Genomic DNA, 25,939 nt, shown 5'->3' on the forward strand with positions numbered 1-25,939 from the left:
ACACAGGCGAGTCACACAGGCGAGTCACACGGACGAGAAGGAGCGCCGAATGACCACGACGGAGGCGCCGGGACTCACCGGCGCGGCGGCCGCCGCCGCCGAGGCGGCCCGCGACCACCTGCTCGGCCTGCAGTCGCCCGAGGGCTGGTGGAAGGCGGAGCTGGAGACCAACGTGACGATGGACGCGGAGGACCTGCTGCTCCGCGAGTTCCTCGGCATCCGCTCCGATGACGACACCCGGGAGGCGGCGCGCTGGATCCGGTCGCAGCAGCGCGCCGACGGGACGTGGGCGAACTTCTTCGGCGGCCCGCCCGACCTGTCCACGACGATCGAGGCGTACGTCGCGCTGCGGCTGGCCGGAGACCCGGTGGACGCCGGCCATATGCGGCGCGCCGCCGCGTACGCGCGGGAGGCGGGCGGCATCGAGGGCAGCCGCGTGTTCACCCGGATCTGGCTGGCGCTGTTCGGGCAGTGGTCGTGGGACGACCTGCCCGTCATGCCGCCCGAGCTGATGTTCCTGCCGAGCCGGGTGCCGCTGAACGTCTACGACTGGGCGTGCTGGGCGCGGCAGACGATCGTGCCGCTCACGGTGCTGGGGTCGCTGCGTCCCGTCCGGGCCCTGCCGTTCGACCTGCCGGAGCTGCGCGGCGGTGTCCGCCCGGCGCAGGACGCGAAGGGCTGGGGGCGGGCGTTCAACGCGCTCGACCGCGTCCTGCACGTGTACGAGAGGCGGCCGGTGCGGCCGCTGCGGACCGCCGCGCTCCGCCGGGCCGCCGACTGGATCATCGCCCGCCAGGAGGCCGACGGCTGCTGGGGCGGCATCCAGCCGCCGTGGGTGTACTCGCTGATGGCCCTGCACGAACTCGGCTACGGCCTCGATCACCCGGTGGTGAAGCGCGGTCTCGCCGGGCTCGACCGGTTCACCATCAAGGACGCGAAGGGGCGCCGGCTGGAGGCGTGCCAGTCGCCGGTGTGGGACACGGTCCTGGCCGTGAACGCCCTCGCCGACGCGGGGCTGCCCGGCGACGATCCCGCGATGGTGCGCGCCGCCGCGTGGGTCGTCGGCGAGGAGATCAAGGGACCGGGGGACTGGTCGGTGCGGCGGCCGGACGTCCCGCCGGGCGGCTGGGCCTTCGAGTTCGACAACGACGTCTACCCCGACACCGACGACACCGCCGAGGCGATCCTCGCCCTCCGCAAGGCGGGCCTCCCCGACGCGGAGGAGCCGATCAGGCGCGCCGTCCGCTGGCTGACCGGCATGGCCTCGCGCGACGGCGGCTTCGGCGCGTTCGACGCCGACAACACCCGTGAACTCTGCACCAAGCTGCCCTTCTGCGACTTCGGCGCGGTCATCGACCCGCCGTCCGCGGACGTCACCGCACACGTCGTCGAGGCGCTCTCCGGGGAGGGCCTCGCGGAGACGACCGTGGTCAAGCGGGCCGTCGTGTGGCTGCTGAAGGCCCAGGAAGCGGACGGTTCGTGGTTCGGGCGGTGGGGAGCCAACCACGTCTACGGGACGGGAAGCGCGGTGCCGGCGCTGATCGCCGCCGGCGTCCGACCGGACAAGCCCGCGATCCGCCGCGCCGTGACCTGGCTGGAGGAGCACCAGAACGACGACGGCGGCTGGGGCGAGGACCTGCGCTCCTACGACGACCCGTCCTGGATCGGGCGGGGCGCGTCCACGGCGTCCCAGACGGCGTGGGCGCTGCTGGCGCTGCTCGCCGCCGGTGAGCGCTCCGCTGCCGTGGACGGCGGCGTCCGGTGGCTCGTCGACCATCAGCGCCCGGACGGGAACTGGGACGAGGAGCACTTCACCGGCACCGGTTTCCCCGGCGACTTCTACATCAACTACCACCTCTACCGGCTGGTGTTCCCGATCAGCGCCCTGGGCCGCTATGTGGGTGGGGAGTACGCGGGAGGGAAGACATGACGCGTCTCGTCGTCTGCGCGGCCCTCGGCATCGAGGCACGAGCCCTCGCACGCGAGGGCGCACAGCATGAGGGGCCGCACGAGGATCCGCACATCGTCCGGACCGGCATGGGGCCCGCCAAGGCGCGGGCCGCCGCGCGCGACCTCCCCGAGTTCGGCGCGCTGGCCGTCGCCGGCTGCGGGGGCGCGCTGGACGAGCGGCTGCGCCCCGGCGACCTGTTCGTGGCGACCGAGGTCCGGGGGCCGTCGGGGACCGTGCGGTGCCGTTCGGCGGAACCGCTCGCGGGCCTGCTGGAGAAGACCGGGGCCACCGTCCACCGCGGGCCGCTGGTCACCACGGACCACATCGTGTCGGGCGCGGAACGCGCCGAACTCGCCGCGACCGGCGCGCTCGTCGCCGACATGGAGTCGGCGGAGCTGGCCGCGGCGGCGGGGGACCGGCCGTGGGCGGTCGTGCGGGCCATCGTCGACACTCCCGGCCGCCCGCTCGTCAGCCCCGCCACGCTCTCCGGCGGGACGGCGGCGCTGCGGCGCCTGCGGACCGTCGTCCCGGCCCTGCGGGAATGGGCGGACGCGGCCGGCCCGCGCCGGCTCCTGCTCGCGGGGCCGCGGTCGTTCTGCGCGGGCGTGGAGCGGGCCGTCGAGATCGTGGAACGCGCCCTCGACCTGCACGGACCGCCCGTCTACGTGCGCAAGCAGATCGTCCACAACACCCACGTCGTGGACGAACTGCGGGGCCGCGGCGCCGTGTTCGTCGACGAACTCGACGAGGTGCCGGCCGGCTCGGTGACGGTGTTCTCCGCGCACGGCGTCGCGCCCGCCGTCCGCGCCGAGGCGGACCGCCGCGGGCTGCGGGTCATCGACGCGACGTGCCCGCTCGTGTCCAAGGTGCACGCGGAGGCCCGCCGGTTCTCCGCGCAGGGCCATCTGGTCGCGCTGATCGGCCACGCCGGGCACGAGGAGGTCGAAGGCACCCTCGGGGAGGCGCCCTCCTCGACCGTACTGGTGGAGACTCCCGAGGACGTCGCGTCGCTGCCCGCCGGCCGCCGCGTCGCCTACCTCACCCAGACCACCCTCGCCGCCGACGAGGCGGGCGAGGTGGCCTCGGCGATCACCCGGCGTTTCCCGGACGCGGTCGGCCCGCACACCGACGACATCTGCTACGCCACCACCAACCGGCAGGAGGCGGTCGCCGGCGTCGCCCGCGACAGCGACCTCGTCCTCGTCGTCGGGTCGTCCAACTCGTCCAACTCCCTCCGCCTCGTCGAGGTGGCGGAGGGCCACGGCACGCCGGCGGTGCTGATCGACGGGCCCGCGGACATCCCTCTCGGGCGGCTCAAGGACACCGGCGTCGTCGGCCTGACCGCGGGCGCGTCCGCGCCGCCGTCCGTCCTCGACGCGGTCGTCGACGCCCTGCGCGGCCTCGGTCCCGTCGACATCAAGGAACACACGGTCACGGTGGAGACCACGGAATTCACCTTGCCAAAGGAGGTCCGGACACCATGAGCATGCCGCTACGCCAGAGCGTTCGCATCGGGAGCTACATCCTCCGCAACAAGCTGCGCGGCAAGGAGAAGTTCCCCCTGATCGTCGAACTGGAACCGCTGTTCGCCTGCAACCTGTCCTGCGCCGGCTGCGGCAAGATCCAGCATCCCGCCGACGTGCTGAAGAAGCGCATGCCGGTCGAGCAGGCCGTCGCCGCGATCGAGGAATGCGGCGCGCCCATGGTGTCCATCGCGGGCGGCGAACCCCTCATGCACCCGCAGATCGACGAGATCGTGGGTGAACTCGTCAAGCGCAAGAAGTTCGTCTTCCTGTGCACGAACGCGCTGCTCATCCCCAAGAAGCTCGACAAGTTCAAGCCGTCGCCCTACTTCGCGTGGGCGGTGCACATCGACGGCCTGCAGGAACGGCACGACGAGTCCGTCTGCAAGGAGGGCGTCTTCGACGACGCGGTCGCCGCCGTCCACGAATGCCAGCGCCGCGGTTTCCGCGTCACCACCAATACGACGTTCTTCAACACCGACACCCCGCAGACCGTCATCGAGGTCCTCGACTACCTCAACGACGACCTCAAGGTCGACGAGATGATGATCTCGCCCGGGTACGCCTACGACAAGGCGCCCGACCAGGAGCACTTCCTCGGCGTCCAGGAAACCCGGGAACTGTTCGCCAAGGCCTTCTCCGACGGAAACCGGAAGCGGTGGCGGCTCAACCACTCGCCCCTTTTCCTGGACTTCCTGGAAGGCAAGGTCGACTTCCCCTGCACGGCCTGGGCGATCCCGTCGTACTCGCTCTTCGGGTGGCAGCGCCCCTGCTACCTGATGTCGGACGGCTACGCCCAGACCTACCAGGAACTCCTCGACGAGACCGACTGGGAGTCCTACGGCCGGGGCCGCGACCCGCGCTGCGCGAACTGCATGGCCCACTGCGGCTACGAGCCCACGGCCGTCTTCGGCACGGTGGGTTCCCTGAAGGAATCCCTGAGGGCGCTCCGCACCACCTAGTCCCGGCACCGTACGAGTGGCGGATCTCGGCGTCCGGCAAGGGCCGCGCCGCCGTCCACCTCGAGGTCGGCACGGTGACCGGCGCCGGCGTGCACCGCCCGCCGGACGTGGTGGCCCTGGCTTCACAGCGCGGCCGCAACGAGCGGTTCCACGGCTTCGGTGAGCAGTTCGCCCCGTTCGACCTGGCGGGACGCCGCGTGCCGATCGTGGTCCGCGAACAGGGCATCGGGCGGGGCCGGCAGCCGCTCACCGCCATGGTCGATCCGGTGTCGGGCCAGGGCGGCTCGTGGGACACCGCCTACGCCCCGATGCCGTTCTACGTCACCAGCGCCGACCGGGGTTCGCGCTGTCCGGCGGCCGGTACTCGATCTTCGACCTGTCCCAGGCCGGGCGGGTCGTCGTCCAGACATGGGGCACCCGGCGGCACGCCGAGCTTGACACGGGCCGCGAACCCGCCGAGGTCCTCGCCGCGCACACCGCCTCGACCGGGCGGATGGGCGCGCTGCCCGCCTGGACGCGCGACGGCGCCGTCCTCGGCCTCCAGGGCGGCACCGCGAAGGTGCGCCGGACCGTCGAGGAGATGCTCGCCGCCGGCACGAAGATCTCCGCGGTGTGGCTGCAGGACTGGAGCGGGCAGCGCACCATGTCGTTCGGCGACCGCCTGTGGTGGACGTGGCAGCTCGACCGCGAGCGCTACCCCGGCTGGGACGGCCTGGTGAACGACCTGCACCGGCGCGGCATCAAGGTGCTGACCTACGTCAATCCCTTCCTCGTGGATCCGTCCGGCAGGACGCTGGATCAACGTCTTCACCGGCCGCGCCTACGGCGACCGCGCCCGCGACGTCCGGCTGACCGTCCCCGCGCCGCTCGGGACCCCCGCCGCGTTCGTCCGCGACGGCGATCCCGAGGGCGCGAAGATCCGGGCCGCGCTGCGCCGGGCCGGGCTCACCGGCCCGTCCTGACCCGCCCGGCGGATGATCGGGCAGGTTCAGGACGGGCGCAGCGGATGGTGCCATGCGCGTGGGCTGCGCGTCAGCACCTGCGGTTGCGGTTGATGCATTTGGCGACCGCGGCGTTCAGACGCTTGGACATGACGTTGATGTAGCCCGCGTGGTCGGTGTCGGGCCTGTGCCGCTCGGTCGCGAAACCATCGAGCGCGAAGCGGACATCGTCGTCGTTCTCGGGTGGCGTGTTGGGGATGTTCTCGTACACCAGGGCCATGGTCAGGTGGGGGACGGCCTGGAATCCGTCCGGGCAGGCTCCGTTCTCTTCGGGGAAGACCGCGTGGTCCCGGTGGTTGGCGCTGTCGGTGTTCTCACCGTCCCAGCAGCTCGGCTCGTCGAAGAAGCGCACCAGGTTGCTGCCGTCGGGGCAGAGCGGGTACTTGTCGGTGAGCCGGTCGGTGAAGCCGGTGCACGTCCAGGTCGCCTGGGCGTTCGCGGTCCCGTTCGAGACCGTCTTGGCGTCCCCGGTGAACAACCGCAGGAACTGCGGCATCGCCGTCACCTTCCCGCGCGGGTTGCCGCTGTAGCGCAGGACGACCTTCGAGGGAAGGACCGGGGTGCCGACATTGTTCTTGTCGACCTCGGCGGCCCCCTCCGCGAGGTCTCCCGGCTCGCGGACCCGCAGCACCGGCCAGAAGTACGTCGACCTCTCGGCCGCGATCTCGCAGGTGGTGTCGGCCGCCGCCAGGCTCTCGTCGGTGGAGGACGCGTCCGTGGACACGTTCCCCAGGTAGTCGTGCAGATGCTCGGCGCCGTTGGGCACGCCGGGGGAGACGATGATGTTGTCGGTGTTCTGGTGTTTCTCCTGGTTGGTACCGCATTCGGAGATGAAGCTGCCCCGTGACGCGTTCCGGTTCGGGCGGACCTTCTGCCGGTTCGGCTCCACATCGCGGATGTCGACGAAGTCGTCCGCGAGGGGCCCGACGACCCCGGCGCCCTGCTGCCCGTCTCCGTCCTGGCCGCCGTCGCCGCCTTGCCCGTCGCCGTCGCCGTTGCCGTCGCCGCCGTTGCCCCCGGCGAGGCGGCACTGGGAGAGCCCGGCCAGCCCCGGGGGCCGCTGCCCCGCACGCTGGAAGCTGATCTCGATGCGGTTGAGGACCGCTGTGCGCTTGTCCTGCAGCGGCTTCATCACCGCGTTCTGCGCGAGCTGCGGCCCGCCCTGTCCGGACAGGGTCTTCAACCTGCTGTTGGCCGCGCTGATCTGGGAGTCCAGCAGGCCGAGCTCCCGTTCGACCGCTGCCTGCTGGGACGCGGGGACCTGCGGCAGCCGGGACCGGACGTCCGGGCACGCGACCTTCTGGGCCGCTCCGCCTTCGGCGGATGACAGGCTGGTATCGGCCGACTGGCCGCACCCCGTGAGCCCGGCCGCCGTGATCATCAGCGCCCCCCCGGCGGCGAGGACGGCGACGAGGGGACGTTTCCTTTCGGGTCCGCGCTTTGTGCGCTGCATATGGCGCCCTTCTGATCTCGTGAAATCCCCGCTCACCGCATGCGGTACGCACCCGGCGCGGCGAAAGGTTCACCTATGCAAGAGTTCTGAGTCTCCGCAGGCAGCCAAGCGGCGCGGCGGACACGGCGTGCGCCGACGACGGCCCCGTTCAGGCCCCGGTGTCCGCGTGGGGCTCGCCGGGGTCCCGCTGGGAGAGGTAGAACAACCAGGCCAGAGACGGGGCCAGCAGTAGGGCGCCGACGAGGCTGGTGCCCAGCGCCGCGTGCAGGACGGCGGGGACGGCGGCCGCCTCGTCCACGGTGACGCCGGGAAGCGGCCACGGGTGCTGGGCCAGCCCCCACGCCCACAGGACGCCGCCGGTGGCGGCCGCGGCGGTGAACCTCACGGCCAGGTAGCGGCGCAGGTGCAGCAGCAGCAGGGACGCGACGCCCGCGATGACCGACAGGATGACCAGAGCGGCGGCCGACCCGGAGCGCAGCCGCTCGGCCAGGCCGGGGGCGTCGGCGGCCACGACCGCCAGCCCGGCGACCGCCAGCGCGCCCACCGCCACGCCGGCGGCCATCGCCCGGCGGCGGAAGGCGTCCACGAGTTCCGGGGCGTGCCGCTGAGCGTCCCGCGTGAGGAAGACGGCGGCGAGGTAGGCGCCGACGCCCACGGCCAGCAGTCCGGTGACGGCGGAGACGGGATTCAGCCAGGACGTGAACGGGTCGCCCTCGGCGAGGCCCGGCGGCACGCGTCCGGTGGCGATGCCTCCGGCGGCCGCGCCCAGGCAGAAGGGCGTGGTCACGGAGGAGAACGCGAACACCGCCCCGTACATCCGCCGCCGCGCCAGGGTCGTGCTGACCTTGCGGAAGGCGAACCCGGCACCGCGGCCGATGATCCCGAGCGCGGCGCCGGTCAGCGGGATGTAGAGCGTCGAGGAGACGGCCGCGAAGACCGACGGGAATCCCGTCCACAGCAGGACGACCGCGAAGATCAACCAGACGTGGTTGGCCTCCCAGACCGGCCCGATCGAGTGCTCGATGAGCGAACGCTGCGGCGCGCCGCGGCGGGTGCCCCCCGCGAACAGGTCCCAGAACCCGCCGCCGAAGTCCGCGCCGCCCAGCAGGACGTAGGCGGTCATCGCGAACCACAGCAGCGTCAGCAGGGCGTCGGCGGCGCTCATACGACCGGGTAGCCCGTCACGTCCTGCTCCTGCGGGGCGGCCGGGACGGGCCGGTCACGAGCCAGCCGCCTCAGCACGTACACCGTGGCCACCGTGAGGACCACGTACACCGCGGTCACCAGCGCCAGCCCCACCCAGAGGCCGGGCGCGGGGTTGACCGCGTCCTTGGTGCGCATCACCCCGTACACGACCCATGGCTGCCGGCCCACCTCGGTGGTGACCCAGCCGGACTCCAGCGCCACCACGGCGCCCACCCCGGTCAGGCACGCGGCCCGCAGAAACCACGGCGTGCGCGGCAGGTCGCGGCGCCTCCACCAGACGACGGCGAACCACAGTGCCAGGAGCAGCAGGGCGAACCCGATGCCCACCATGATCTGGAAGGACCAGTGGACCACGTTGACCGGCGCCCGGTCGGCCACCGGCACCTGGTCGAGGCCCGCCACCGGCGCGTCCGGGTCCCAGTGCGCCAGCAGCGACAGCGCGTTGGGGATCTCCACCGCGTACCTCAGCTCCCCGTCGACGGCGATCCCGCCCAGGTGCAGCGGCGCGCCGCGTTCGGTGACGTACGCGCCCTCCATCGCCGCGAGCTTGGCGGGCTGGTATTCGGCCACGAGGTGCGCGGCCCAGTCCCCGACCCCGACCTGCACCGGCGTCACGACGGCCGCGAAGGTGAACGGCAGCAGGAAGCCCAGCCGGTGGTAGCGGTCCCGGCGCCCGCGCAGCATCGCCACCGCGTACACGCTGGAGACGGAGAACCCGGCCACCATGAACGCCGCCAGGATCATGTGGACGGTCTGCGGCGGGGTCGCCGGGTTGAACATGGCCGCCCAAGGCTCGACGCCGGTGACGAGGCCGTCCCGCATGTCGAAGCCCCGGGGCAGGTTCATCCACGCGTTCGCCGTCACCACGAAGAACGCGCTCGCCACCCCCGCGATCAGAATGGGCAGCCCGGACAGCAGGTGGACGCGGGGCGGCAGCCGGTCCCAGGAGTACAGGTAGATGCCCAGGAAGATCGCCTCAAGGAAGAACGCGAAGCCCTCCAGCGTGAACGGCAGCCCGATCACCTGCCCGAACCGGCCCATCAGCCCGGGCCACAGCAGGCCCATCTCGAAACTCAGGATCGTCCCCGACACCGCGCCGACCGCGAACAGCACGCCCATCGCCCGCGCCCACCGGCGCGCCAGCAGCCGGTAGTGCACATCGCCGGTCCGCATCCCCCGCCATTCGGCCAGCAACGTCAGCGCGGGCATGCCGACGCCGAAGCACGCGATGATGATGTGCCACCCCAGTGACAGACCCATCTGGGTCCGTGCCGCCACCAGGTCCGCCGGCGTCGCGGCCTCGGCCAGGACGGCCGTCCCCATCACCGGGTCCGGTTCCCGGGGGACGTGGACTCCGCCTGCTCCCGGTACTTGACGGTCACGCCCCCGCCACCCGTACGTTCCGCTGATCCGGCCGTCCCGCGGCGCCGCGGCTCGTCACCTTCCAGCCTCCTGCCCGCCATGGCCTCCCCCGGCCCCCGATAGCGCTCGCCGCCCCTTCTACCCATCGGACCCCACGCGAATCACCGCCGGCCGGCGGCCACGCGGCCCGGCGCGATCAGGGCCACCCCGCACCCGGGACGTCCACCCGCGTCATGAGCACCTGGCCGCTTCCCGGCGTCACCGGGGTCTCCTCGGCCATGCCGCGCCACTCGGCCGCCACGATGAACAGCGTCGTGCCCTCGGGGCCGCCCAATGCGCAGGCGAAGCCACCACGGTCCAGCTCGACCGTGTCGAGGACGGCACCGCCCTCGGCCACGCGCACGCACCGCTGGTTGGGCACGTCGGCGTACCAGACGGCGCCCTCCGCGTCGAGGCAGATGCCGTCCGGGGCGCCCTCGCCCAGGTCGGCCCAGACGCGCCGGTCCGACAGCCCGCCATCGGCGTCGATGTCGAAGGCCACCAGGCCGCCTCGGTAGGAGTCCGCGACGATCAAGGTGGAGCCGTCCGGCGTGACCGCCATGCCGTTGGGGAAGTCGATGTCCTCGGCCACCTGCCGCACGGACCCGTCGCCGGCCGCCAGGAAGACCGATCCCGGCCGGAACTCGTCCCCGGCCATCGGGTCGAAGTTGATCCGGTTGACATAGGCGTTGCCGCGGCCGTCCACCACGATGTCGTTCCAGCCCGGCTCGCCGAGCTCCGCGTGGACGGCCAGTGTCCCGTCCGGCTCCCGGCGCAGCAGCCGCCCATCGGCGGACGAGACGATCACCATCCGCCCGTCCGGCAGCCAGGCGGTGCACAGCGGCAGCGACTCCACCCGCGCGACCACCTCGCTGCCGCCGTCCAGGTCCACGGCGACGACCTCGCCCGCGGACCAGTCGGAGAAGTACAGCCGGTCCCCGTGCCATCGCGGGGACTCGACAAGCCCCCGGCCACCGAGCAATGTCCGGATCTCACCCATCATGATCACACCCTTTCCTCGACGTCTCACCCCCTACACGAACGACCCTGACCCAGATCGACACCCGGCCGGCTTGTGTCCGAGATGGACGCGCGTCGGCGGTCATGGTCGCCGTGGCAGGCCTGGAGTTCACCCGGCGGCTCTCATGGCGTGGGTCGCGCCGGGGTAAGGCCGGTGTGAGCGCGGTGTGAGCCTGCGGTGAGGCGCCACCCGGAGGATGCGGGGGATCCACCGAACACACGGGGAGGAAGAATGGCGACAGAGGAAATCACAGAGCGCTTGATGGCGGACGCGGTGACCACCATCGAGATGCTGAACCTCGCCTTGGGCATCCGCCTCGGGCTGTACCAGGCGCTGGCGGAGGGCCCTGCCGACGCCCGCGCCCTGGCCAAGTCCACCGGCGTCCACCCGCGCTACGCGCGCGAATGGCTCGAACAGCAGAGCGTCAGCGGCGTGCTCACCGTGGCGGCCGACGACGACGATCCGTACGCACGCGCCTTCGCGCTGCCCGCGGACGTCGGTGAAGCGCTGCTGGACGACGAAAGCCCGTTCTTCGTGGGGACGCTGCCCGGGATGGTGGCGTCCATCGCCGAGGTGCTGCCGCAGGTGGCGGGGGCGTTCGAGTCCGGCGGCGGCGTCCCGTACGCCGCCTACGGGGCGGGCACCCGGCACGGCATCGGCGGGCTCAACCGGCCCATGTTCCGCGCGGGCATCGCCGACTGGGTCGCGGCGATGCCGGACCTCGCGGCGCGGCTGTCCGGCGGCCCCGGCAAGGTGCTCGACCTGGGCTGCGGCACCGGCTGGTCGGCCATCGCGCTCGCCGAGGCGTTCCCGTCCGTCAGCGTGCACGGCATCGACCTGGACGAGGCATCGATCGAGGAGGCGTCCGGGAACGCCGCCGGACGCGGGCTGGGCGGCCGGGTGACGTTCGCGCTCGGGGACGCGGCCGAGCCCGGAGCCGGCGGACGCTACGACATGGTGTGCGTGTTCGAGGCGTTGCACGACATGGCCGATCCGGTGGCGGCACTGCGGTCGGCGCGGGACATGCTCGCCCCCGGCGGAGCGGTCCTGGTCGGCGACGAGAAGGTCGCCGAGCACTTCACCGCCCCGGGCGACCTGGTGGAACGGCTCAACTACGCGGTCAGCGTCCTGCACTGCCTGCCCGCGACACGGGCCGAGGGCACCGCCGTGGAGGCCGGCACCGTGCTGCGGCCCGCCATCGTGCGGGCCTATGCCGAGGAGGCGGGCTACGGAAGCTGCGCCGAGCTGCCCATCGACCACGACCTGTGGCGCTTCTACCGGCTCGACCCCGCCTGACCCGCTCCGGGACGCGTGGCCTCGGCGATCGCGGTGAGGGCGAGCCCCACCAGGTCGTCGAGCGATCGCCCGGCCCCGCGTTCCCTGGCCCGGCGAGCGGCGTCGGCACCGAGCCGCTCCCGGGCCGCCGCGAGCGCCTTGAGCAGCTGGACGGCCTCGGGCGCGTCGGCGGGAAAGCCCACGGGCGCGCTCTCCAGCGCACCGTCGAGCTCGCACGCCGCCCCTTCCAGGCCGGCGCCGACCAGCAGCGGGATCAGATTGCGCAGGGTGACCCACTGCTGGGTGCGGTTGCCGACCCGCCGCCAGTGCTCGATCGCGTCCCGGTAGGCCGGCAGCGCGGTGGCGGGATCGTCGCCGGTCCGCCCCCGGAGCGTCACCACCGACACCGTGGCGATCCCCGCTATGAAATGCGCGCCCAGGGCGCCGGCCGTCCGGCGGGCCTCCTCCAGCAGTTCCAGCGCACGCACGGGATCTCTGTGCATCCGTGCCTCACCGGCGTAGTACAGCGCCAATGCCGTCAGCGCCGGCTCGCCGCTCTTGTCCGCCACGGCGCGGCAGTCGTCCGCGGCCGGCTCGGCGGCCTCCAGATCACCCCGGTAGGCCAGGGCGATCGCCTTGCCGCCCAGGGCGCCGCAGATCAGGCCGAGGTCGTCCGGGCAGGCCTGCCGGGCGGCCCCCTCGTAGTGACCGATGGCCTGGGCGAACCGTCCCTCCAGCACCGCCACATCGCCGAGGACCGCCAGCGCGGCCGCCGAGTTCGGGGAGCCGGACGGCGCATCGGCCAGGGAGCGCCGGGCCAGCGCGGTGGCGCGGCCGAAGTCGCCGCGCGCCCACGCGCCGAACGCCGCGGACGCCAGCGCGGCGGGCCGCAGCGGGTGACCCGCCGCACCGGGAAGCTCCGCCGCCGTCGCGGCCCACTCCTGGAACTCGAAACGCATGTGGAACAGCGCGTACAGCGTGAGCGCCGCCGCCAGCTCGACCGCCAGCCCAGCGTCCTCGGCACAGGACCAGCGAAGCGCGGTGCGCAGCTCGTCGACCGGCAGCGGCCCGTACGGGTGCCGCCGGGCCACGGCGATCTGATGCCGGGCGTGCGTGGCGGACAGACTCAGGTCCTCGCCGTGGCGGGCCAGCAGCTCCGCGGCGTACGCGCGGACCGTGTCCAGCAGCCGGTACCGGTCGCCCTCCGGGCCCGCCACCATCGACTTGTCCGCAAGCCCGGCCAGCGCCACGGCGATCCGCCCGGCCGGCAGCAGGCCGTCCGCGCACACCGCCTCGGCGTCGGCCAGCCCGAACCGTCCGCTGAAGACCGCGAGCCTGCGCAGCAGTATCTGCTCGGACGGGTCGAGCAGGGCGAACGACCAGTCAAGGACCGTCCGCAGGCTGCGATGCCGGGGCCCGCCCGTCCGCCACCCGCCGCTCAGCATGTCCAGCGCCGGACGGTCGACGACGGCTCCCAGGCCGAGCCCCCGGACCCGCGCCGCGGCCAGCTCGATCGCCAGCGGCAGCCCGTCCAGCCGCGCGCACAGCGCGGTCGCCCGCGGCACGTCGCCGGGCCCCAGATCCGGCCCGCCGGACGCGCGCAGCCGTTCGGCGAACAACGCCACCGCCTGCGACGGTTCGCGCAGCGGAGGCACCGCGAGGACCTGCTCACCCGGCACCGCCAGAAGCTCCCGGCTGGTCGCCAGGACCGTCACCGACGGGCACTGCTGGACGATCCGCTCGACCAGCACCGCCACGGCCGGCAGCACATGCTCGCAGTTGTCGGCCACCAGCAGGGTGCGGGCCGGACGCAGCGCCTCGACCAGCGCCTCCTCGACGTGACCGCTGACCGGCTCGGGCAGTCCGAACGCGTCGGCGAACACCCGTGGCACATCCGCCGGGTCGCCGGCCGCCGCCAGATCGATCCAGCTCGCCGCCCGGGACCCGGCGACCTCACGGGCCAGCCGCGTCTTGCCCACCCCGCCGGGCCCGACCAAGGTGACGATGCGCGCGCCGTCCAGCAGACCGGTGAGCCCGGCCAGCTCGTCAGCCCGGCCGACCAGCGCGGTCAGCGGCCGTCCCGGAACCGGTGCCGTGCCGGTCCGCGGTGCCGCCCCGGGCAGCGTGTGGCGCAGGATCCGGCCGTGCAGCCCTTCGAGTTCCGGCGACGGCTCCAGGCCGAGTTCTTCGCGAAGCCTCATGCCCAGCGAGCGATGGACCTCCAGCGCCTCGCTCTGACGTCCTGCCAGATAGAGGGCCCGCATCAACAGCCCGTGCGCCCTTTCGCGCAACGGGTGCGCGGCCGTCAGCTCGCGCAGCTCGCCCAGCGCCCGGTCGAGCCGGCCCAGCGGGAGCCACGCCTCGCACCGGCTCTCCTCGGCGGCCGTTCGCAGCTCGCCCAGCCGCACCGAAGCGCCCCGCGCGAAACCGTCCGCGAACTCTGCGTACGCCGGCCCGCGCCACCGCGCCAACGCCGTCTCCAGCTTCTCCGCCGCGGCGCCCGGATCACGGGCGAGCAGCGCACCGGCCTCCCGCACCTCCCGCTCGAACCGGGTGGCGTCGACCGAACCGGGATCCACGACCAGCAGATATCCGGGCGACCTGGTCACCAGCACGCCGGCGCCGATTCGCCCCCGCAGCCGCGAGACGTTGGTGTGCAGCGCGTGCCGGGCCCCGTCCGGCGGGTCGCCGTCCCAGACCGCGGCGATGAGCTCCTCGGCACCCACCACGTGCCCCGCCGCGAGCAGCAACCGGCACAGGAGCGCGCGCTGCGCCCTGCCGGGCATCGCCAGCCGCTCGCCGCCGCGCCGCACCTCCAGCGCGCCGAGCACCCCGAACTCCAACGCGCCGCTCATGACGTCCGCCCCCGTTCAGGAGCCTGCGGGCATCGCCCCCACCCGAATTGTGACACGCCGACGGTGCCGCGCCCGGCCTGATCCAGGGAGAGCCCTGTCAGTGTGGCTCGGCGGTTCTGCCGGGGTCGCTGTGCCGCCGGTCGGCCAGGGCGGTGATGCCGGCTGCGGCTGCGGCGGCGAGGTCGGTGACCGTCGCGTCGTCGACGGGCAGGTTGATGATGTACAAGGCGGCCGCGAGGGAGCCGAGCAGCAGCAGGTGGGCGATCGCGGGGTCGACGGACCCGGCGAGCTCGCCTCGGGCCACGGCCCGTTCGATGATTTCGGCGAAGTCGGCCTGTTCGGTGGCCAGGAAGGTGTCCTGGAACCGGGCATCCAGTTCGGGATTGACGGCGAGTTCGCTCATCAGGGCCGGTGCCAGATGCCGGGCCGCCGGGGCGGCCATGCGGACATGGAACGTGCGGACCAGCGCCAGCAGGTCCCCGTACAGGGAGCCGGTGTCGGCCACCGGAGGCGGCTCCTGTCCGTGCATGGTGGCGACGAAGGCCATCTCGGCCTTGGAGGCGTAGCGGCGGTAGATCGCCGCCTTTCCCACCCCGGCGCGAGCTGCGACCTGGTCGACGGTCAGATCCGGGTAGCCGACCTCGTCGATCAGCTCACGGACGGTCTGCAGGATCTTGTGATCCACGCGACTGTCTCGGGGACGTCCACCCCGTTGCCTTCTCCCTGCCATACCTGCATGATACGGAACATCAGTACCGAAACGATAGTTCCGTAACTGCTCGGAAGGCGAGGAGACATGAACATCTCGGCAAGGACCGTGACGCCGGCCAAGAGCGTGACGGTGACCGCACCCCGGACGCGGGCGCTGGGGGCCGCCGCGGCTCTGGCGACGGTCATCGCAGTGCTGCACACCTTTGTGCAGGCGACTCCGACCATTGACGCGCTGATGGCCGGGGACACCCCCGCCGAGTCCCAACAGGGGCTGCGGATGATGTGGCACGGCATGTCGGCGATCGCCTGGACCTGCCCGGTCGTTCTGCTGCTCCTGCGGCGTATGCCGGCGGCCGTGACCAGGCCGGTACTCGGCTTCGTCGCGCTGCTGAACGGCTCGCAGGCGCTGTTCTACGCTGCGGCCGGGCTAGCCGTTCTATGGGCCGACGGCGCCTCCGGGCCGCTGTCGCTCCCGCAATGGGCGCTCCACGCTCCGGTGGCGGCCCTGGCCTGGCTGGCCCGCCCGTCCCGTCCGGCACAACAGTCGGCGCGACCGGCCCGTCGTCGCCGGGGCCACCTGGTGCTGCCGTGGTTCACCGCGATCTTCGCGACGGTCATGGCGGCGTTCCACTTCGTCCAGGGCACCTTCATGAGCTGGCCGGCCGAGGTGCTGGCCAGCAACACCACTTCACCGGCGAAACCGGCGCTGTACGTGATGTGGCTGTTCAGCTGTGTGGTGTTCACCTCGGTTCCGGTGGCCGTGGTGTGGTCGCTGCGCGCGCCGGCGGCGGCCGGCCGCTTCGTCGTCAGATACGCCGCCGTCCTGGTAGCGGCCCTGATGGTGTCGTGGTGCATCGAGGTGACATTCGTATCCGGAGACGACCTGCAACCGTCCGGGTGGCCGGTCCTCGGCGTCCTCGCCGCTCTCACCGCGCTGAGCGCGCCACCCCGATCCCGATCGAACACATAGAGGTGCGTGTATCGCGGGCGTATTGAAAATCGCATACGCCACCGCAACGGTCTTCCGTCTGCAGTGGGGGCATGGACCACAGCGCATCACTGCCAGCGCCGGCCCGTCGTACGCGCAGGATCGTGCTCGTCAGTCCGGCGATCCCCGGTTCACGCCAACGTCGAAGATCGGCCGGCCGTCATTCCCGCCGAAGTGCGGGCGGGCGGTATCGGCTCGGCAATCGTCATCGGCGCGGTCGCCGGCCTGATGCCCGCCCCGCGCGCCGCCCGGCTTTCGCCGACCGAGGCCCTGCGTACGGCCTGGCCCTCGGGTGGTGAGTTGTGGCGAATCCACCCTTGGCGATCAAAGCGCGCGTCCTAGCGATCGTCACTCGGCTCGTCGGCGTGCTGCTGGTGCCGATCGCCTTCTGCCGCGCACCGGGTCGCGCCCGCTTCCTGGCCTGCCAGTGGGCGTTGGGCCTGCGCTTCCCCGCCGAGGATCTCCGCGGGCTGGCACCGGAGACGCTGGCGGCGTTCACGCACGCGCGGGCCGAGGCGTTCTGGCGCGACGGGCAGCTGATCGGCCTCACGTCGGGATATCGCGACGCGGCGGAACAGCACCGGATCTTCGCCGCGGAGGTGCGGCGCGCCGGCTCGGTGTCCGCGGCGCGGCGCCGGGTGCTGCCGCCGCAGGAATCCAGCCACGTGCGGGGGCTCGCGCTCGACGTCCGGCCGACCGAGGGCGCGCGGTGGCTCGAACAGCACGGCGGACGGTACGGGCTCTACCGCGTCTACGACAACGAGTGGTGGCACTTCGAGTACCGGACGGTCGAGCCGGTCCGGCTGCCGCATCCGGATGCCGCGGCTCGGCTGTCTGAGCACGGCGCCGCGTACGGGCCGTGTCAGATCTACGCCAGTGAGCCTTGGCATTACGAACTGCGTCCCGATGCCGTCGACGGTTGCCCGCCGATGTTCGCGGACCCGGCCGAGGACCCGAGGATGCGGCCGTGAATCAGGTCCCGGTCGCGCTTGAGCGCCGAGCGAGAGCCATATGCCGGCGATATGCCGTGCTGCTTAGCCTTCAGGCATGCGCGTGCTGATCGTGGAGGACGAGCCCTACCTGGCCGAAGCCGTCCGGGACGGTCTGCGGCTGGAGGCGATCGCCGCCGACATCGCCGGCGACGGCGACTCCGCCCTGGAACTGCTCGCCATCAACTCCTACGACCTGGCGGTCCTGGACCGCGACATCCCCGGCCCCTCCGGCGACGAGATCGCCCGGCGCCTCGTCGCCTCCGGCAGCGGCATCCCGATCCTCATGCTCACCGCCGCCGACCGCATCGACGACAAGGCCTCGGGGTTCGAACTGGGCGCCGACGACTACCTCACCAAACCGTTCGAACTTCGCGAGCTGGTCCTGCGGCTGCGGGCGCTGGACCGCAGACGCGCGCACGTCCGGCCCCCCGTCATCGAGATCGCGGGCCTGCGGCTGGACCCGTTCCGGCGGGAGGTGTTCCGCGACGGACGCTACGTCGCTCTCACCCGCAAGCAGTTCGCCGTGCTCGAAGTCCTCGTCTCGGCCGAAGGCGGTGTCGTCAGCGCCGAGGAGCTTCTGGAGCGGGCCTGGGACGCCAACGCCGACCCCTTCACCAACGCCGTCCGCATCACCGTCTCCGCGCTGCGCAAACGACTCGGCGAACCATGGCTGATCGCCACCGTGCCCGGCGTCGGCTACCGAATCGACACCGGCATCGACCCCGTCCACCCTGGCGGCACTCGTGAATAGGCGCCCGGGGTTCAGCGCCCGGCTGAAACTCACCCTCAGCTACGCCGGATTCCTCCTGCTCGCCGGCGCTCTCCTGCTGGCCGTGGTCTGGTTGTTCCTGCTGCGCTACGTACCCGACGTTTCGCTCATAACCGGGCCGGGGGACGGCCGGCGCGGGGAGCCTGGCCCGCAGTTCATACCCAACCGCTCCGACCTCCTGCGCGCCTTCGCCCCCCGCGCGGCCCAGGCACTGGCCTTCCTCCTGCTGTTCGGGCTCGTGGGAGGATGGATCCTCGCCGGCCGGATGCTCGCACCACTCACACAGATCGCAGACGCGGCACGGACGGCCGCCAACGGATCACTGTCCCACCGGATCCGCATGGAAGGCCCCAACGACGAATTCCGCGAGCTCGCCGACGTGTTCGACGCCATGCTCGGACAGCTCGAATCCCACGTCACCCAACAGCAACGGTTCGCCGCCAACGCTTCCCACGAACTGCGCACCCCGCTGGCCATCTCACAGACGCTCCTGGACGTCGCCCGCAGCGACCCCGCCCGCGATCAGGGCGAACTCATCGAACGCCTCCACACCGTCAACACCCGGGCGATCGACCTCACCGAGGCCCTCCTGCTGCTCAGCCGCGCCGACCGCCAGAGCTTCACCCGCGAGTCCGTCGACCTGTCCCTCATCGCCGAAGAAGCCGCCGAAATGCTGCTTCCCCTCGCCGAACAGCGCCGGATCACCCTCGACGTCACCGGCGAGAGGGCACAGACCGTCGGCTCCGCGGAGCTCATACTGCGGATGGTGACCAACCTCGTCCAGAACGCCATCGTCCACAACCTCCCCGACGGCGGCACCGTGACGATCCACACCCAATCGCAGCACGGCGCGAGTGTGCTGCGGGTCGAGAACACCGGCCATCGGGTCCCTCCGGAACTCCTGCCGACCCTCACCGAACCCTTCCAGCGCGGAACACAACGCACACGCACCGACCAGCACGCCGGCGTCGGCCTCGGGCTGGCCATCGTGCACAGCATCGTCCGAGCTCACGACGGAACCCTCGACCTCACACCCCGCCCCACCGGCGGCCTCCTCGCCACGATCCGACTTCCCCACCACCCGCAGCCACCGTCCCCGAACGTGTAGGGGGCTGGACGTCGGTGACGGCGTTCCGAAGTCGTGAGGCGGGCGGCCGGCCGCCTGCTCCGGTGTGTGGCCGGTGGTAGTCGTCCGGCGGATCGGGCGTCGTCGCTGGTGAACTCGGTCGGTGATCCTTCATGCCGGGATTGCGTGTATCGCGGACGTATCGAAAAACGCATACGCCACCGCAACAGTCATCCGTCTTCAGTGGAGGCATGGACCACAGCGGTCCGTGCCGAGGGCATGGTGCCCCGGCTTCGGAAGGTGTCACGAAAGGAGAAGGCCGTGGTTGACGACGGAGAATGGGACCGGCGTTCGCTGCTCCGGGGTGCCGTGGTGGCCGGTGCCGCCGCGACCGCGCCGCTGCTGGGCGGGGCGGCCACGGCGCAAGCCGGCGGCGGTGACGCGGACGCGTTGTTCAAGGCCGGGAAGTTCGAGCAGGCCGGCCGCGCCTACGAGGAGATCCTGAAGAAAGACCCCAAAAACGTGCACGCGGCACGCCGGCGCGGCTATGTCGGGCTACTGGCCAACCAGTTCCGCGACGCGGAGAAGTATCTCACGATGGCCCTCCGACTGGCACCCGGCGACAAGACGGCCAACCAGTTCCTCGGCGACTGCTACACCCGGCAAGACAAATTCTCCCTCGCCGTACCATGTTGGCGAGCGGCGGGCGAGGAAGTCTACGCCGAATGGTTCGCGGCAGTCCGCGGCGAGCCGTATCAGATTCACGGCGACATCGGCCGGATGCCATGGCGGCAGATGGACCCGATGCCGCTGGTGGAGGCCTCGGTGAACGGCGGACCGCCGAAGCGCTTCTCGTTCTACACCCGCGTCCCGTGGCTGGGCATGTCCTCGAAAGTAGCCGAGGAAGCCGGGCTGCGCCCCGTCGCCAGTCAGAAGATCGAGTACGGGGGCCGCACCGTATGGCAGTACTTCGGGGTGCTGGGCTCGTTCAGGCTGGGCGGCATCGAACTGCGCAACATCCCCGTGGAGTGGTCGGAGTCGGACACAGATGCGCCCGATGGGCCCAACGACGGCATCATCGGAACGTGGGTCTTGTACCACTTCCTGACCACCTTCGACTACGCGGGCCGGTCGCTGATCCTGCGCCGCCGGACCCCCGAAACGGCCGGGAAGGCACGCGCCGACGCCGAACGGGCGGGCGCCGAGCCCCTGCCGCTGTGGCTGGCCCGTGAGCACCTGCTGCACAGCAGGGGCAGCATCGCCGGCTCCGGCGCACAGGTGGTGGCCCTGGACCTCGGCGGAACCAGCGAAATGGTCGCGAGCATGCCCGGGGAAACGGCCAAACGGTTGCGGGTCCGCACCGACTACGACCGCCCATTGGAGGCCTTTGCCGGGGGTCAGCCAGTCGTCAGCCACCCCTGCTACCCGAAGGAGGTCCGCCTCGGCAACGCCACCGCCAAGGACGTCTACTGCTACGCGAACAACCGGCCTCCAGGCAGCCCCTACGGGTTCGACGTGCTGGCCCACTTCGCCCACAGCTTCTACAAGCCCTACAACGTCACCCTCGACTTCACCGACATGAACGTCTACATCGCCCGCGGCAAGGCCACCTGATCGCCGCGACTGCACGGGCGTCATGGGAGCTACCCGGAGCCGCCGGCTCGTACGGTCGACGGGGTAAGGGCGAAGTCGACGGGGTAAGGGCGAACCGGACGCCCTTACCCCGTGCACAACCGTATGGGGATACGCTCTTTCGCCAGGATCACCGACTTCACGAAGCGGGCTGATGACCGACCTTGTTCAAGCGCATGAGGCTCTGCGTGGTCATTTGAAGACGTTCTTTGATGGTCACGATATGGACTGCGTGGGCGGTGTCCCCGGTCCGATCGAAAGCGTGATCCCGGGCTTCCGCATCTTTCGTGTCGGGCCCGGCCCTCGGTTCTCCGGCTGGGTCTATGTCAGCTCCGGCTGCTGGTCGGTCACCGCAGGCGAGCATGACGGTCATGGCTTGGAGCTCGTTCTGATGGCCGATGAGGATGCGTGGCAGCACCTCGAAACCATCACCATGAACGCCTACTATCACGCCGGTCCACCACATCACAGGCTCGACCACGGGCATGTGGTCCCCATAGGACGGCCATGGTTCAAAGACTCCGCCTGCGACCGTTGCCTGATCTCGTTGCCCTATCCACTCGGACCTGACTTCGAGGTCTGCTCCTGGGACCAAGGACACGCAAGGATTCTGTGGCTGCTGCCGATCACACCAGCCGAACGGGACGTGTGGCGGGATCAAGGTATGGAAGCTCTTGAAACACTTTTCGACCAAGCCGGCATCGACTTCGCGAATCCCGGGCGACCATCGGTCATCTAGCTCCCGTGTCACGCTCCGCACCCACGCCAACGGCCACCGAGCGAGGCCGGCACCGAATGCCTCCGCCGTGGTGTGATCAGGGGTCCGGGCCTTCCACTCTGATCGTCCCAGACTGTGGGTCGTGGAAGCCTTGGGCGACGAGGCCGCCGTAGTCGTACTGTGCCGGCCTTCCCCGGCTGAGGCGCACCGCCCACACGGTGCCCCAGGCGCCGGGCTCCTCGCTCGTGAGCGCTTCGGTCAGGTCCTTCACCGCTCGTTGCCGGTCGGCGGTGATCCCGCCGGGTCCGGTGCGCCGGCTACCCGGGCTCCGGACTTCCCAGCTGTACAAGTGACCGCTCATACCGCCCCTCTCAGCCGTTCTCGCTCAGGGGGGAGTGGGGTCCCGGCGGTCGGGTCCCCCTCGACCCCGACCGCCGGGAAAAGGCAGCCCGGGGCCGCCGCCGAACGGCCTGCGGGGGCGGTGCCGCACCATCGCGGAGTGGGCTGTAACCCATCCGCCTTGGGTGGCCGTTCGCCCATCGGTATGGCCTCGCCCCGTCCAGCCGGTGCCCATCATGGCCGAATCGCTGTCGGGGCCGCATCGGTAGGTGGACCGATCCGGCGTACCGACTCGGCAGGTCGGCGAACCTATGACCCGGGGCTCGTAAGGCGGGAATCTCAGCGATCACCGTTGCCGTTCGTGTCGAGGCGACTACAATTCGGAGGTCCCCTGGTAGCCGGGCTTCCGGCGGTAACCGACTGGAGATGGCCGTGGCGCGGAGCGCAACGCTGGAGCGACAGACGGGGAGACTGCCCGCGGGGCTCACCAGCTTCATCGGCCGGAAGGCGGAGCTGGATCAGATCCGGCGACTGGTCGACGGTCACAGGCTGGTCACCTTGACCGGTCCGGGCGGTGTCGGCAAGACCAGGCTCGCGGTGCGGGCCGCGAGCCTGGTGCGGGAGATGTTCGACGACGGCGTCCATTTCGTGGGCCTGTCCGGGCTGACCGAGCCGTTGCTGCTGGCGCAGACCGTCTCCGACGCGTTCGGGTTGGGTGAACGCGCCGGCGAGCCCGCTGCTCGTCTCGCCGATCACCTCGCTGACCGGGTGGTGCTGCTCGTGCTCGACGCCTGCGAGCATCTGGTCGAGGAGTGCGCGGTGCTGACGGAGACGCTGCTGCGGTCCGCTCCGGGGCTGCGCGTCCTGGTCACCAGCCGCCAGCCGCTCGACGTCATGGGCGAATGCACCTTCACGGTCGCGCCGCTGGGCCGGCCGGGCCCCGGCCTGGACGGTGACCGGGGCGATGAGGAGTGCGATTCGGTCAAGCTGTTCGCCGAGCGCGCCGCCGCGACCGTGCAGGGGTGGACGCTCACAGGCGGCGACCGGGAGACCGTCATACGTCTGTGCGACCGTCTCGACGGCATCCCGCTGGCGATCGAGCTCGCCGCCGTGCAGCTGAGGGCGTTCTCGCTGGACCAGGTACTGGGCCGCATCGGCACTCACCTGTTCCAGGTCCGCGGACGGCGCACGAGCCTGCAGCGTCATCAGACGCTGCGCGCCACGGTCGACTGGAGCCATGAGCTCTGCTCGGCCGAGGAGCGACTGTTGTGGGCGCGCCTGTCGGTCTTCGCCAACGACTTCGATCTGGACGGCGCTGAACACGTGTGCTCGGGTGACGGCCTGGCGTCCGAGCGCGTCGTCGAGGGACTGACCGGCCTGGTCGAGAAGTCGATCGTGCAGCGCGCCGATCGTGGCGGCCAGGTCCGCTACCGGATGCTCGACACCCTGCGGGAGTACGGCGCCGAGCTTCTCGCCGCGCAGGGCGAGCGCGAGGTGACGCGGTTACGCCATCGCTGTTTCGACTGGTATGCCGGGTTGCTGCGCCGCGCCCGCGCGCAAGGGGCGGCACTGGATGGACAGGCTGCTGGAAGCGCGCGATACGACCGACGAAGGCTGGGCGACCCTGCTCACGATGGCCGCCCTGATGACGACCTTCCAGGACGATCTCGCCGCCGCCGGGGATCTCCTGGACCGGGCCTTGATCCAGGCTCGTGCGGAAGGCGACGAGGTCGGCGTCGTGCAGGCGCTCGCCGCCCAAGGGGTCGCGGCATTGTTCGCGGGTGACTTCGACCTGTCACTGCAGTTGCTCGGCAGCGCCGACCGCATGTGCCGTGACAACGGCGACGACGACATGCTCATTCTGCTCATCGATGTCTTCCGCGGTGTGGCGTGTCTGTTCCGGAACGACTTTCCCGCAGCCATCGCACACGCCGACCGGGCCACGCGGAACGGTGAGGAGCGCGGCGAACTGTGGGGACGTTCCTATGGCATGTTGGTGTGCGGGCTCGCGTTGTGGCTCGCCGGAGACCTTGAAGAGTCGATGCGGCGCCTTCGGTCGTCGCTGCGGATCAAACGTGACCTCGACGACGGGCTGGGCATGACGCTGGGGCTGGAGGCGATCGCCGGGTGCCTGTGCAGCCGGGGCGAGTTCGTCCGCGCCGCCAGGCTCCTCGGAGCGGCCGACCGGATGCGCGAGTACACCCAGACATCATGGCTCGGCCCACACCACGCACTGCTCCGGGAGACACACATCGACATGGCCGTGAAGGCCCTGGGACAAGAGCGGTACCGCACGGCCTTCGAGGAGGGCGAGCGCCTGCCCTTGGCGCATGCGGTCCAAGACGCCCTCGACGTATCCCCGCCTACCGACGCCGCGTCCGCCGACGGGTCCGGCAAGGCAGTCGGCTCCTCCCTGACCGAACGTGAACTGCAGGTCGCGGCACTGGTGGCCGAAGGGCTGTCCAACCGGGAGATCGCTGAACGGCTGACCATCGCCAAACGCACCGCCGACTCACACGTCGAGCACATCCTCGGCAAACTCGGCTACTCCTCGCGCGCACAGATCGCGGTCTGGATCAGCACGCAGAAGGACGGGTGAAGCGCCCGCTCGATCAGGCTCGGAGACCTGCCCCCGCTGCCGGACGCGTTCATCGAGCAAGACGCATTGAATCCCAGGTGGATCACGTCCGACGTCGGCCGTATGGCGCCCCACCAACTGACTGACCTTCAGGAATGGCCGTTCTGCAGGAAGTGGGTCGGGGGCCAGCGCTCATCGGCTGCGCACTGCGGCGACCGCCGGCACGATGGCCAGTGCCAGGATGCCGCCGCCGATGGTCAGAAGGGGGTAGCCGGCTCCGGCGACGACGAGGCCCGAGGCCATGCCGCCAGTGGCGCCGGCGATGGCGACGGAGACGTCGACCTGGCCTTGGGTCTTGGCGCGGGTGGCCAGCGGGACGGCGTCGGTGACGATCGCGGTGCCGGTGACGAGGCCGAGGTTCCAACCCAGACCCAGCAGCGCGAGGGCCACCGAGAGCGGGGCGACGGAGTCGTCGGGGGCGCCGGCGGCAACGATTCCGGCGGCCAGCAGGGCCAGCGCGGATGCGGTGGCGATCGTGAGGCGGCCGTAGCGGTCGACGAGCCAGCCGGTCAGGGGCGAGGGCAGGTACATCGCGCCGAGGTGGATGGCGATGACGAGGCCGGAGGCGGCGGTGCCGTGGCCATGGTCGTGCATGTGGACGGGTGTCATAGTCATGATCGCGACCATGACCAGCTGGGTGAGCACCATGACCAGCGCGCCGACGAGCACGCTGAAGCGGTGCCTTTCGACCGCCGCCGGGAGGAGACCGCTGGTATCGCCCGGCTGCGCAGACGCCACGGCGGTGCGATCGGCCTCCAGAGTGCGGGCCAGCTGCAGCGGGTCGGGGCGCAGCCATACGGCCAGGACCAAGGCGGCCAGCGCGTAGGCGGTGCCGGCGAGGAGGAACGGTCCGGCCAGATAAGGGATGCCGAGGGTGTGAGCAAGCTCGCCGGTGGGTGCGGCGAGGTTGGGGCCCACCACGCCGCCCACTGTGGTGGCGACCAGCACCGTGGACACCGCCCGGGCGCGGCGCGCGGGGACCGCCAGATCGGCCCCGGCATAGCGGGCCTGCAGATTGGTGGCCATGCCGGCGCCGTAGACGAACAGAGAGAGGAACAGCAGGGCGGGATTGCCGGCGACGGCGGCAGCGATGACGCCCGCGCTGCCCACGGCACCGGCCAGATATCCGCCGGCCAGGCCGAGGCGGCGGCCGCGGGCTTGGGAGATGCGCCCGACGGCGAAGGCCGCCAGCGCGGAGCCGGCGGTGCCCAGGGCGCTGGGCAGACCGGCGAGGCTGGTGGAGCTGAGCATGTCCTGCGCGAGCAGGGCACCGACGGTCACGCCGGCCGCCAGTCCGGCGCCGCTGAGGACCTGAGCGGCGACCAGGACGATCAGGGTGCGGCGCTGCGCCTTAAGGCGCGGGAGGTCCTCGATCCGGGCGAGCACGGTGGTCATTACGAGAGAGTCCTAAGGCATTCGACAGGCGTGACCCGGCCGG

General features: G+C 71.5%; 21 protein-coding genes. 13 read left to right on the plus strand and 8 right to left on the minus strand.

What is annotated here, in order from left to right; all coding sequences use genetic code 11:
* Window positions 1–49 precede the first annotated feature (49 nt).
* The 4 genes from shc to ACTWPP_RS01745 all read left to right on the plus strand — a co-directional run bounded on the left by shc (window position 50) and on the right by ACTWPP_RS01745 (window position 5,541).
* A complete protein-coding gene (gene shc, locus ACTWPP_RS01730) occupies window positions 50–1,930 on the plus strand; it encodes a squalene--hopene cyclase (protein WP_443102237.1) in 1,881 nt (626 codons plus the stop codon).
* Window positions 1,927–3,435, plus strand: coding sequence for a 4-hydroxy-3-methylbut-2-enyl diphosphate reductase (gene ispH / locus ACTWPP_RS01735; RefSeq protein ID WP_443102238.1), 1,509 nt, complete (start codon window positions 1,927–1,929; stop codon window positions 3,433–3,435). The genes shc and ispH overlap by 4 nt, the downstream gene beginning before the upstream one ends.
* Complete coding sequence (gene hpnH / locus ACTWPP_RS01740; protein ID WP_443102239.1) at window positions 3,432–4,436, plus strand: adenosyl-hopene transferase HpnH; 1,005 nt, start codon at window positions 3,432–3,434, stop codon at window positions 4,434–4,436. Before ispH ends, hpnH begins: the two co-directional genes overlap by 4 nt.
* A 286-nt stretch (window positions 4,437–4,722) precedes the next feature.
* Window positions 4,723–5,541 (plus strand): hypothetical protein, encoded by an 819-nt coding sequence (locus ACTWPP_RS01745; RefSeq protein ID WP_443102240.1) that lies wholly within the window; start codon window positions 4,723–4,725, stop codon window positions 5,539–5,541.
* On the opposite strand, the gene ACTWPP_RS01750 is transcribed toward ACTWPP_RS01745, so the two are convergent.
* The 4 genes from ACTWPP_RS01750 to ACTWPP_RS01765 all read right to left on the minus strand — a co-directional run bounded on the left by ACTWPP_RS01750 (window position 5,469) and on the right by ACTWPP_RS01765 (window position 10,500).
* Window positions 5,469–6,890 carry a DUF1996 domain-containing protein gene (locus ACTWPP_RS01750; protein WP_443102241.1) on the minus strand — a complete coding sequence of 474 codons (1,422 nt, stop codon included), beginning with the start codon at window positions 6,888–6,890 and terminating at the stop codon, window positions 5,469–5,471. The genes ACTWPP_RS01745 and ACTWPP_RS01750 overlap by 73 nt on opposite strands.
* 148 nt (window positions 6,891–7,038) lie before the next feature.
* Window positions 7,039–8,055, minus strand: a complete 1,017-nt coding sequence (locus ACTWPP_RS01755) for a cytochrome d ubiquinol oxidase subunit II (RefSeq protein ID WP_443102242.1) — start codon at window positions 8,053–8,055, stop codon at window positions 7,039–7,041.
* Window positions 8,052–9,419 (minus strand): cytochrome ubiquinol oxidase subunit I, encoded by a 1,368-nt coding sequence (locus ACTWPP_RS01760; RefSeq protein WP_443102243.1) that lies wholly within the window; start codon window positions 9,417–9,419, stop codon window positions 8,052–8,054. The genes ACTWPP_RS01755 and ACTWPP_RS01760 overlap by 4 nt, the downstream gene beginning before the upstream one ends.
* 235 nt (window positions 9,420–9,654) lie before the next feature.
* Window positions 9,655–10,500, minus strand: a complete 846-nt coding sequence (locus ACTWPP_RS01765) for an SMP-30/gluconolactonase/LRE family protein (RefSeq protein WP_443102244.1) — start codon at window positions 10,498–10,500, stop codon at window positions 9,655–9,657.
* 249 nt (window positions 10,501–10,749) lie between these two features.
* Here ACTWPP_RS01765 and ACTWPP_RS01770 point away from each other — a divergent pair, with 249 nt between their 5' ends.
* On the plus strand, window positions 10,750–11,814 hold the full coding sequence (locus ACTWPP_RS01770) for a class I SAM-dependent methyltransferase (RefSeq protein ID WP_443102245.1): 1,065 nt from the start codon (window positions 10,750–10,752) through the stop codon (window positions 11,812–11,814).
* On the opposite strand, the gene ACTWPP_RS01775 is transcribed toward ACTWPP_RS01770, so the two are convergent.
* Both ACTWPP_RS01775 and ACTWPP_RS01780 read right to left on the minus strand, forming a co-directional pair.
* On the minus strand, window positions 11,793–14,648 hold the full coding sequence (locus ACTWPP_RS01775; RefSeq protein WP_443102246.1) for a BTAD domain-containing putative transcriptional regulator: 2,856 nt from the start codon (window positions 14,646–14,648) through the stop codon (window positions 11,793–11,795). The two genes, ACTWPP_RS01770 and ACTWPP_RS01775, sit on opposite strands and share 22 nt — an antisense overlap.
* Before the next feature lie 97 nt (window positions 14,649–14,745).
* On the minus strand, window positions 14,746–15,333 hold the full coding sequence (locus tag ACTWPP_RS01780; protein WP_443102247.1) for a TetR/AcrR family transcriptional regulator: 588 nt from the start codon (window positions 15,331–15,333) through the stop codon (window positions 14,746–14,748).
* A gap of 111 nt (window positions 15,334–15,444) precedes the next feature.
* On the opposite strand from ACTWPP_RS01780, the gene ACTWPP_RS01785 reads away from it, so the two are divergent.
* The 6 genes from ACTWPP_RS01785 (at window position 15,445) to ACTWPP_RS01810 (ending at window position 21,545) form a co-directional block, all read left to right on the plus strand.
* Window positions 15,445–16,329: a hypothetical protein gene (locus ACTWPP_RS01785; protein ID WP_443102248.1), complete on the plus strand. Its 885-nt coding sequence runs from the start codon at window positions 15,445–15,447 to the stop codon at window positions 16,327–16,329.
* Between the two features lie 335 nt (window positions 16,330–16,664).
* Window positions 16,665–17,318 carry a M15 family metallopeptidase gene (locus ACTWPP_RS01790; protein ID WP_443102249.1) on the plus strand — a complete coding sequence of 218 codons (654 nt, stop codon included), beginning with the start codon at window positions 16,665–16,667 and terminating at the stop codon, window positions 17,316–17,318.
* Between the two features lie 76 nt (window positions 17,319–17,394).
* Window positions 17,395–18,090: a response regulator transcription factor gene (locus tag ACTWPP_RS01795; RefSeq protein ID WP_443102250.1), complete on the plus strand. Its 696-nt coding sequence runs from the start codon at window positions 17,395–17,397 to the stop codon at window positions 18,088–18,090.
* Complete coding sequence (locus ACTWPP_RS01800; protein WP_443102251.1) at window positions 18,083–19,216, plus strand: sensor histidine kinase; 1,134 nt, start codon at window positions 18,083–18,085, stop codon at window positions 19,214–19,216. The genes ACTWPP_RS01795 and ACTWPP_RS01800 overlap by 8 nt, the downstream gene beginning before the upstream one ends.
* 279 nt (window positions 19,217–19,495) lie before the next feature.
* On the plus strand, window positions 19,496–20,788 hold the full coding sequence (locus ACTWPP_RS01805) for a tetratricopeptide repeat protein (RefSeq protein ID WP_443102252.1): 1,293 nt from the start codon (window positions 19,496–19,498) through the stop codon (window positions 20,786–20,788).
* A 172-nt stretch (window positions 20,789–20,960) separates the two neighbouring features.
* Entirely contained in the window at window positions 20,961–21,545 is a 585-nt protein-coding gene (locus ACTWPP_RS01810) for a suppressor of fused domain protein (RefSeq protein ID WP_443102253.1), read from the plus strand.
* A 76-nt stretch (window positions 21,546–21,621) separates the two neighbouring features.
* Here the strand turns inward: ACTWPP_RS01810 and ACTWPP_RS01815 are convergent, their stop codons facing one another.
* Entirely contained in the window at window positions 21,622–21,885 is a 264-nt protein-coding gene (locus ACTWPP_RS01815; protein ID WP_443102254.1) for a hypothetical protein, read from the minus strand.
* Between the two features lie 404 nt (window positions 21,886–22,289).
* Between ACTWPP_RS01815 and ACTWPP_RS01820 the strand changes: the two genes are divergently transcribed.
* Together ACTWPP_RS01820 and ACTWPP_RS01825 are read left to right on the plus strand one after the other, a co-directional pair.
* Window positions 22,290–23,648, plus strand: a complete 1,359-nt coding sequence (locus tag ACTWPP_RS01820; protein WP_443102255.1) for an ATP-binding protein — start codon at window positions 22,290–22,292, stop codon at window positions 23,646–23,648.
* A complete protein-coding gene (locus ACTWPP_RS01825) occupies window positions 23,563–24,462 on the plus strand; it encodes a helix-turn-helix domain-containing protein (RefSeq protein WP_443102256.1) in 900 nt (299 codons plus the stop codon). The genes ACTWPP_RS01820 and ACTWPP_RS01825 overlap by 86 nt, the downstream gene beginning before the upstream one ends.
* Window positions 24,463–24,633: 171 nt before the next feature.
* Here the strand turns inward: ACTWPP_RS01825 and ACTWPP_RS01830 are convergent, their stop codons facing one another.
* Complete coding sequence (locus ACTWPP_RS01830) at window positions 24,634–25,896, minus strand: MFS transporter (protein ID WP_443102257.1); 1,263 nt, start codon at window positions 25,894–25,896, stop codon at window positions 24,634–24,636.
* Between the last annotated feature and the right edge of the window lie 43 nt (window positions 25,897–25,939).

It is taken from the genome of Actinomadura sp. 3N407, assembly GCF_052245875.1.
GTDB lineage: Bacteria > Actinomycetota > Actinomycetes > Streptosporangiales > Streptosporangiaceae > Spirillospora.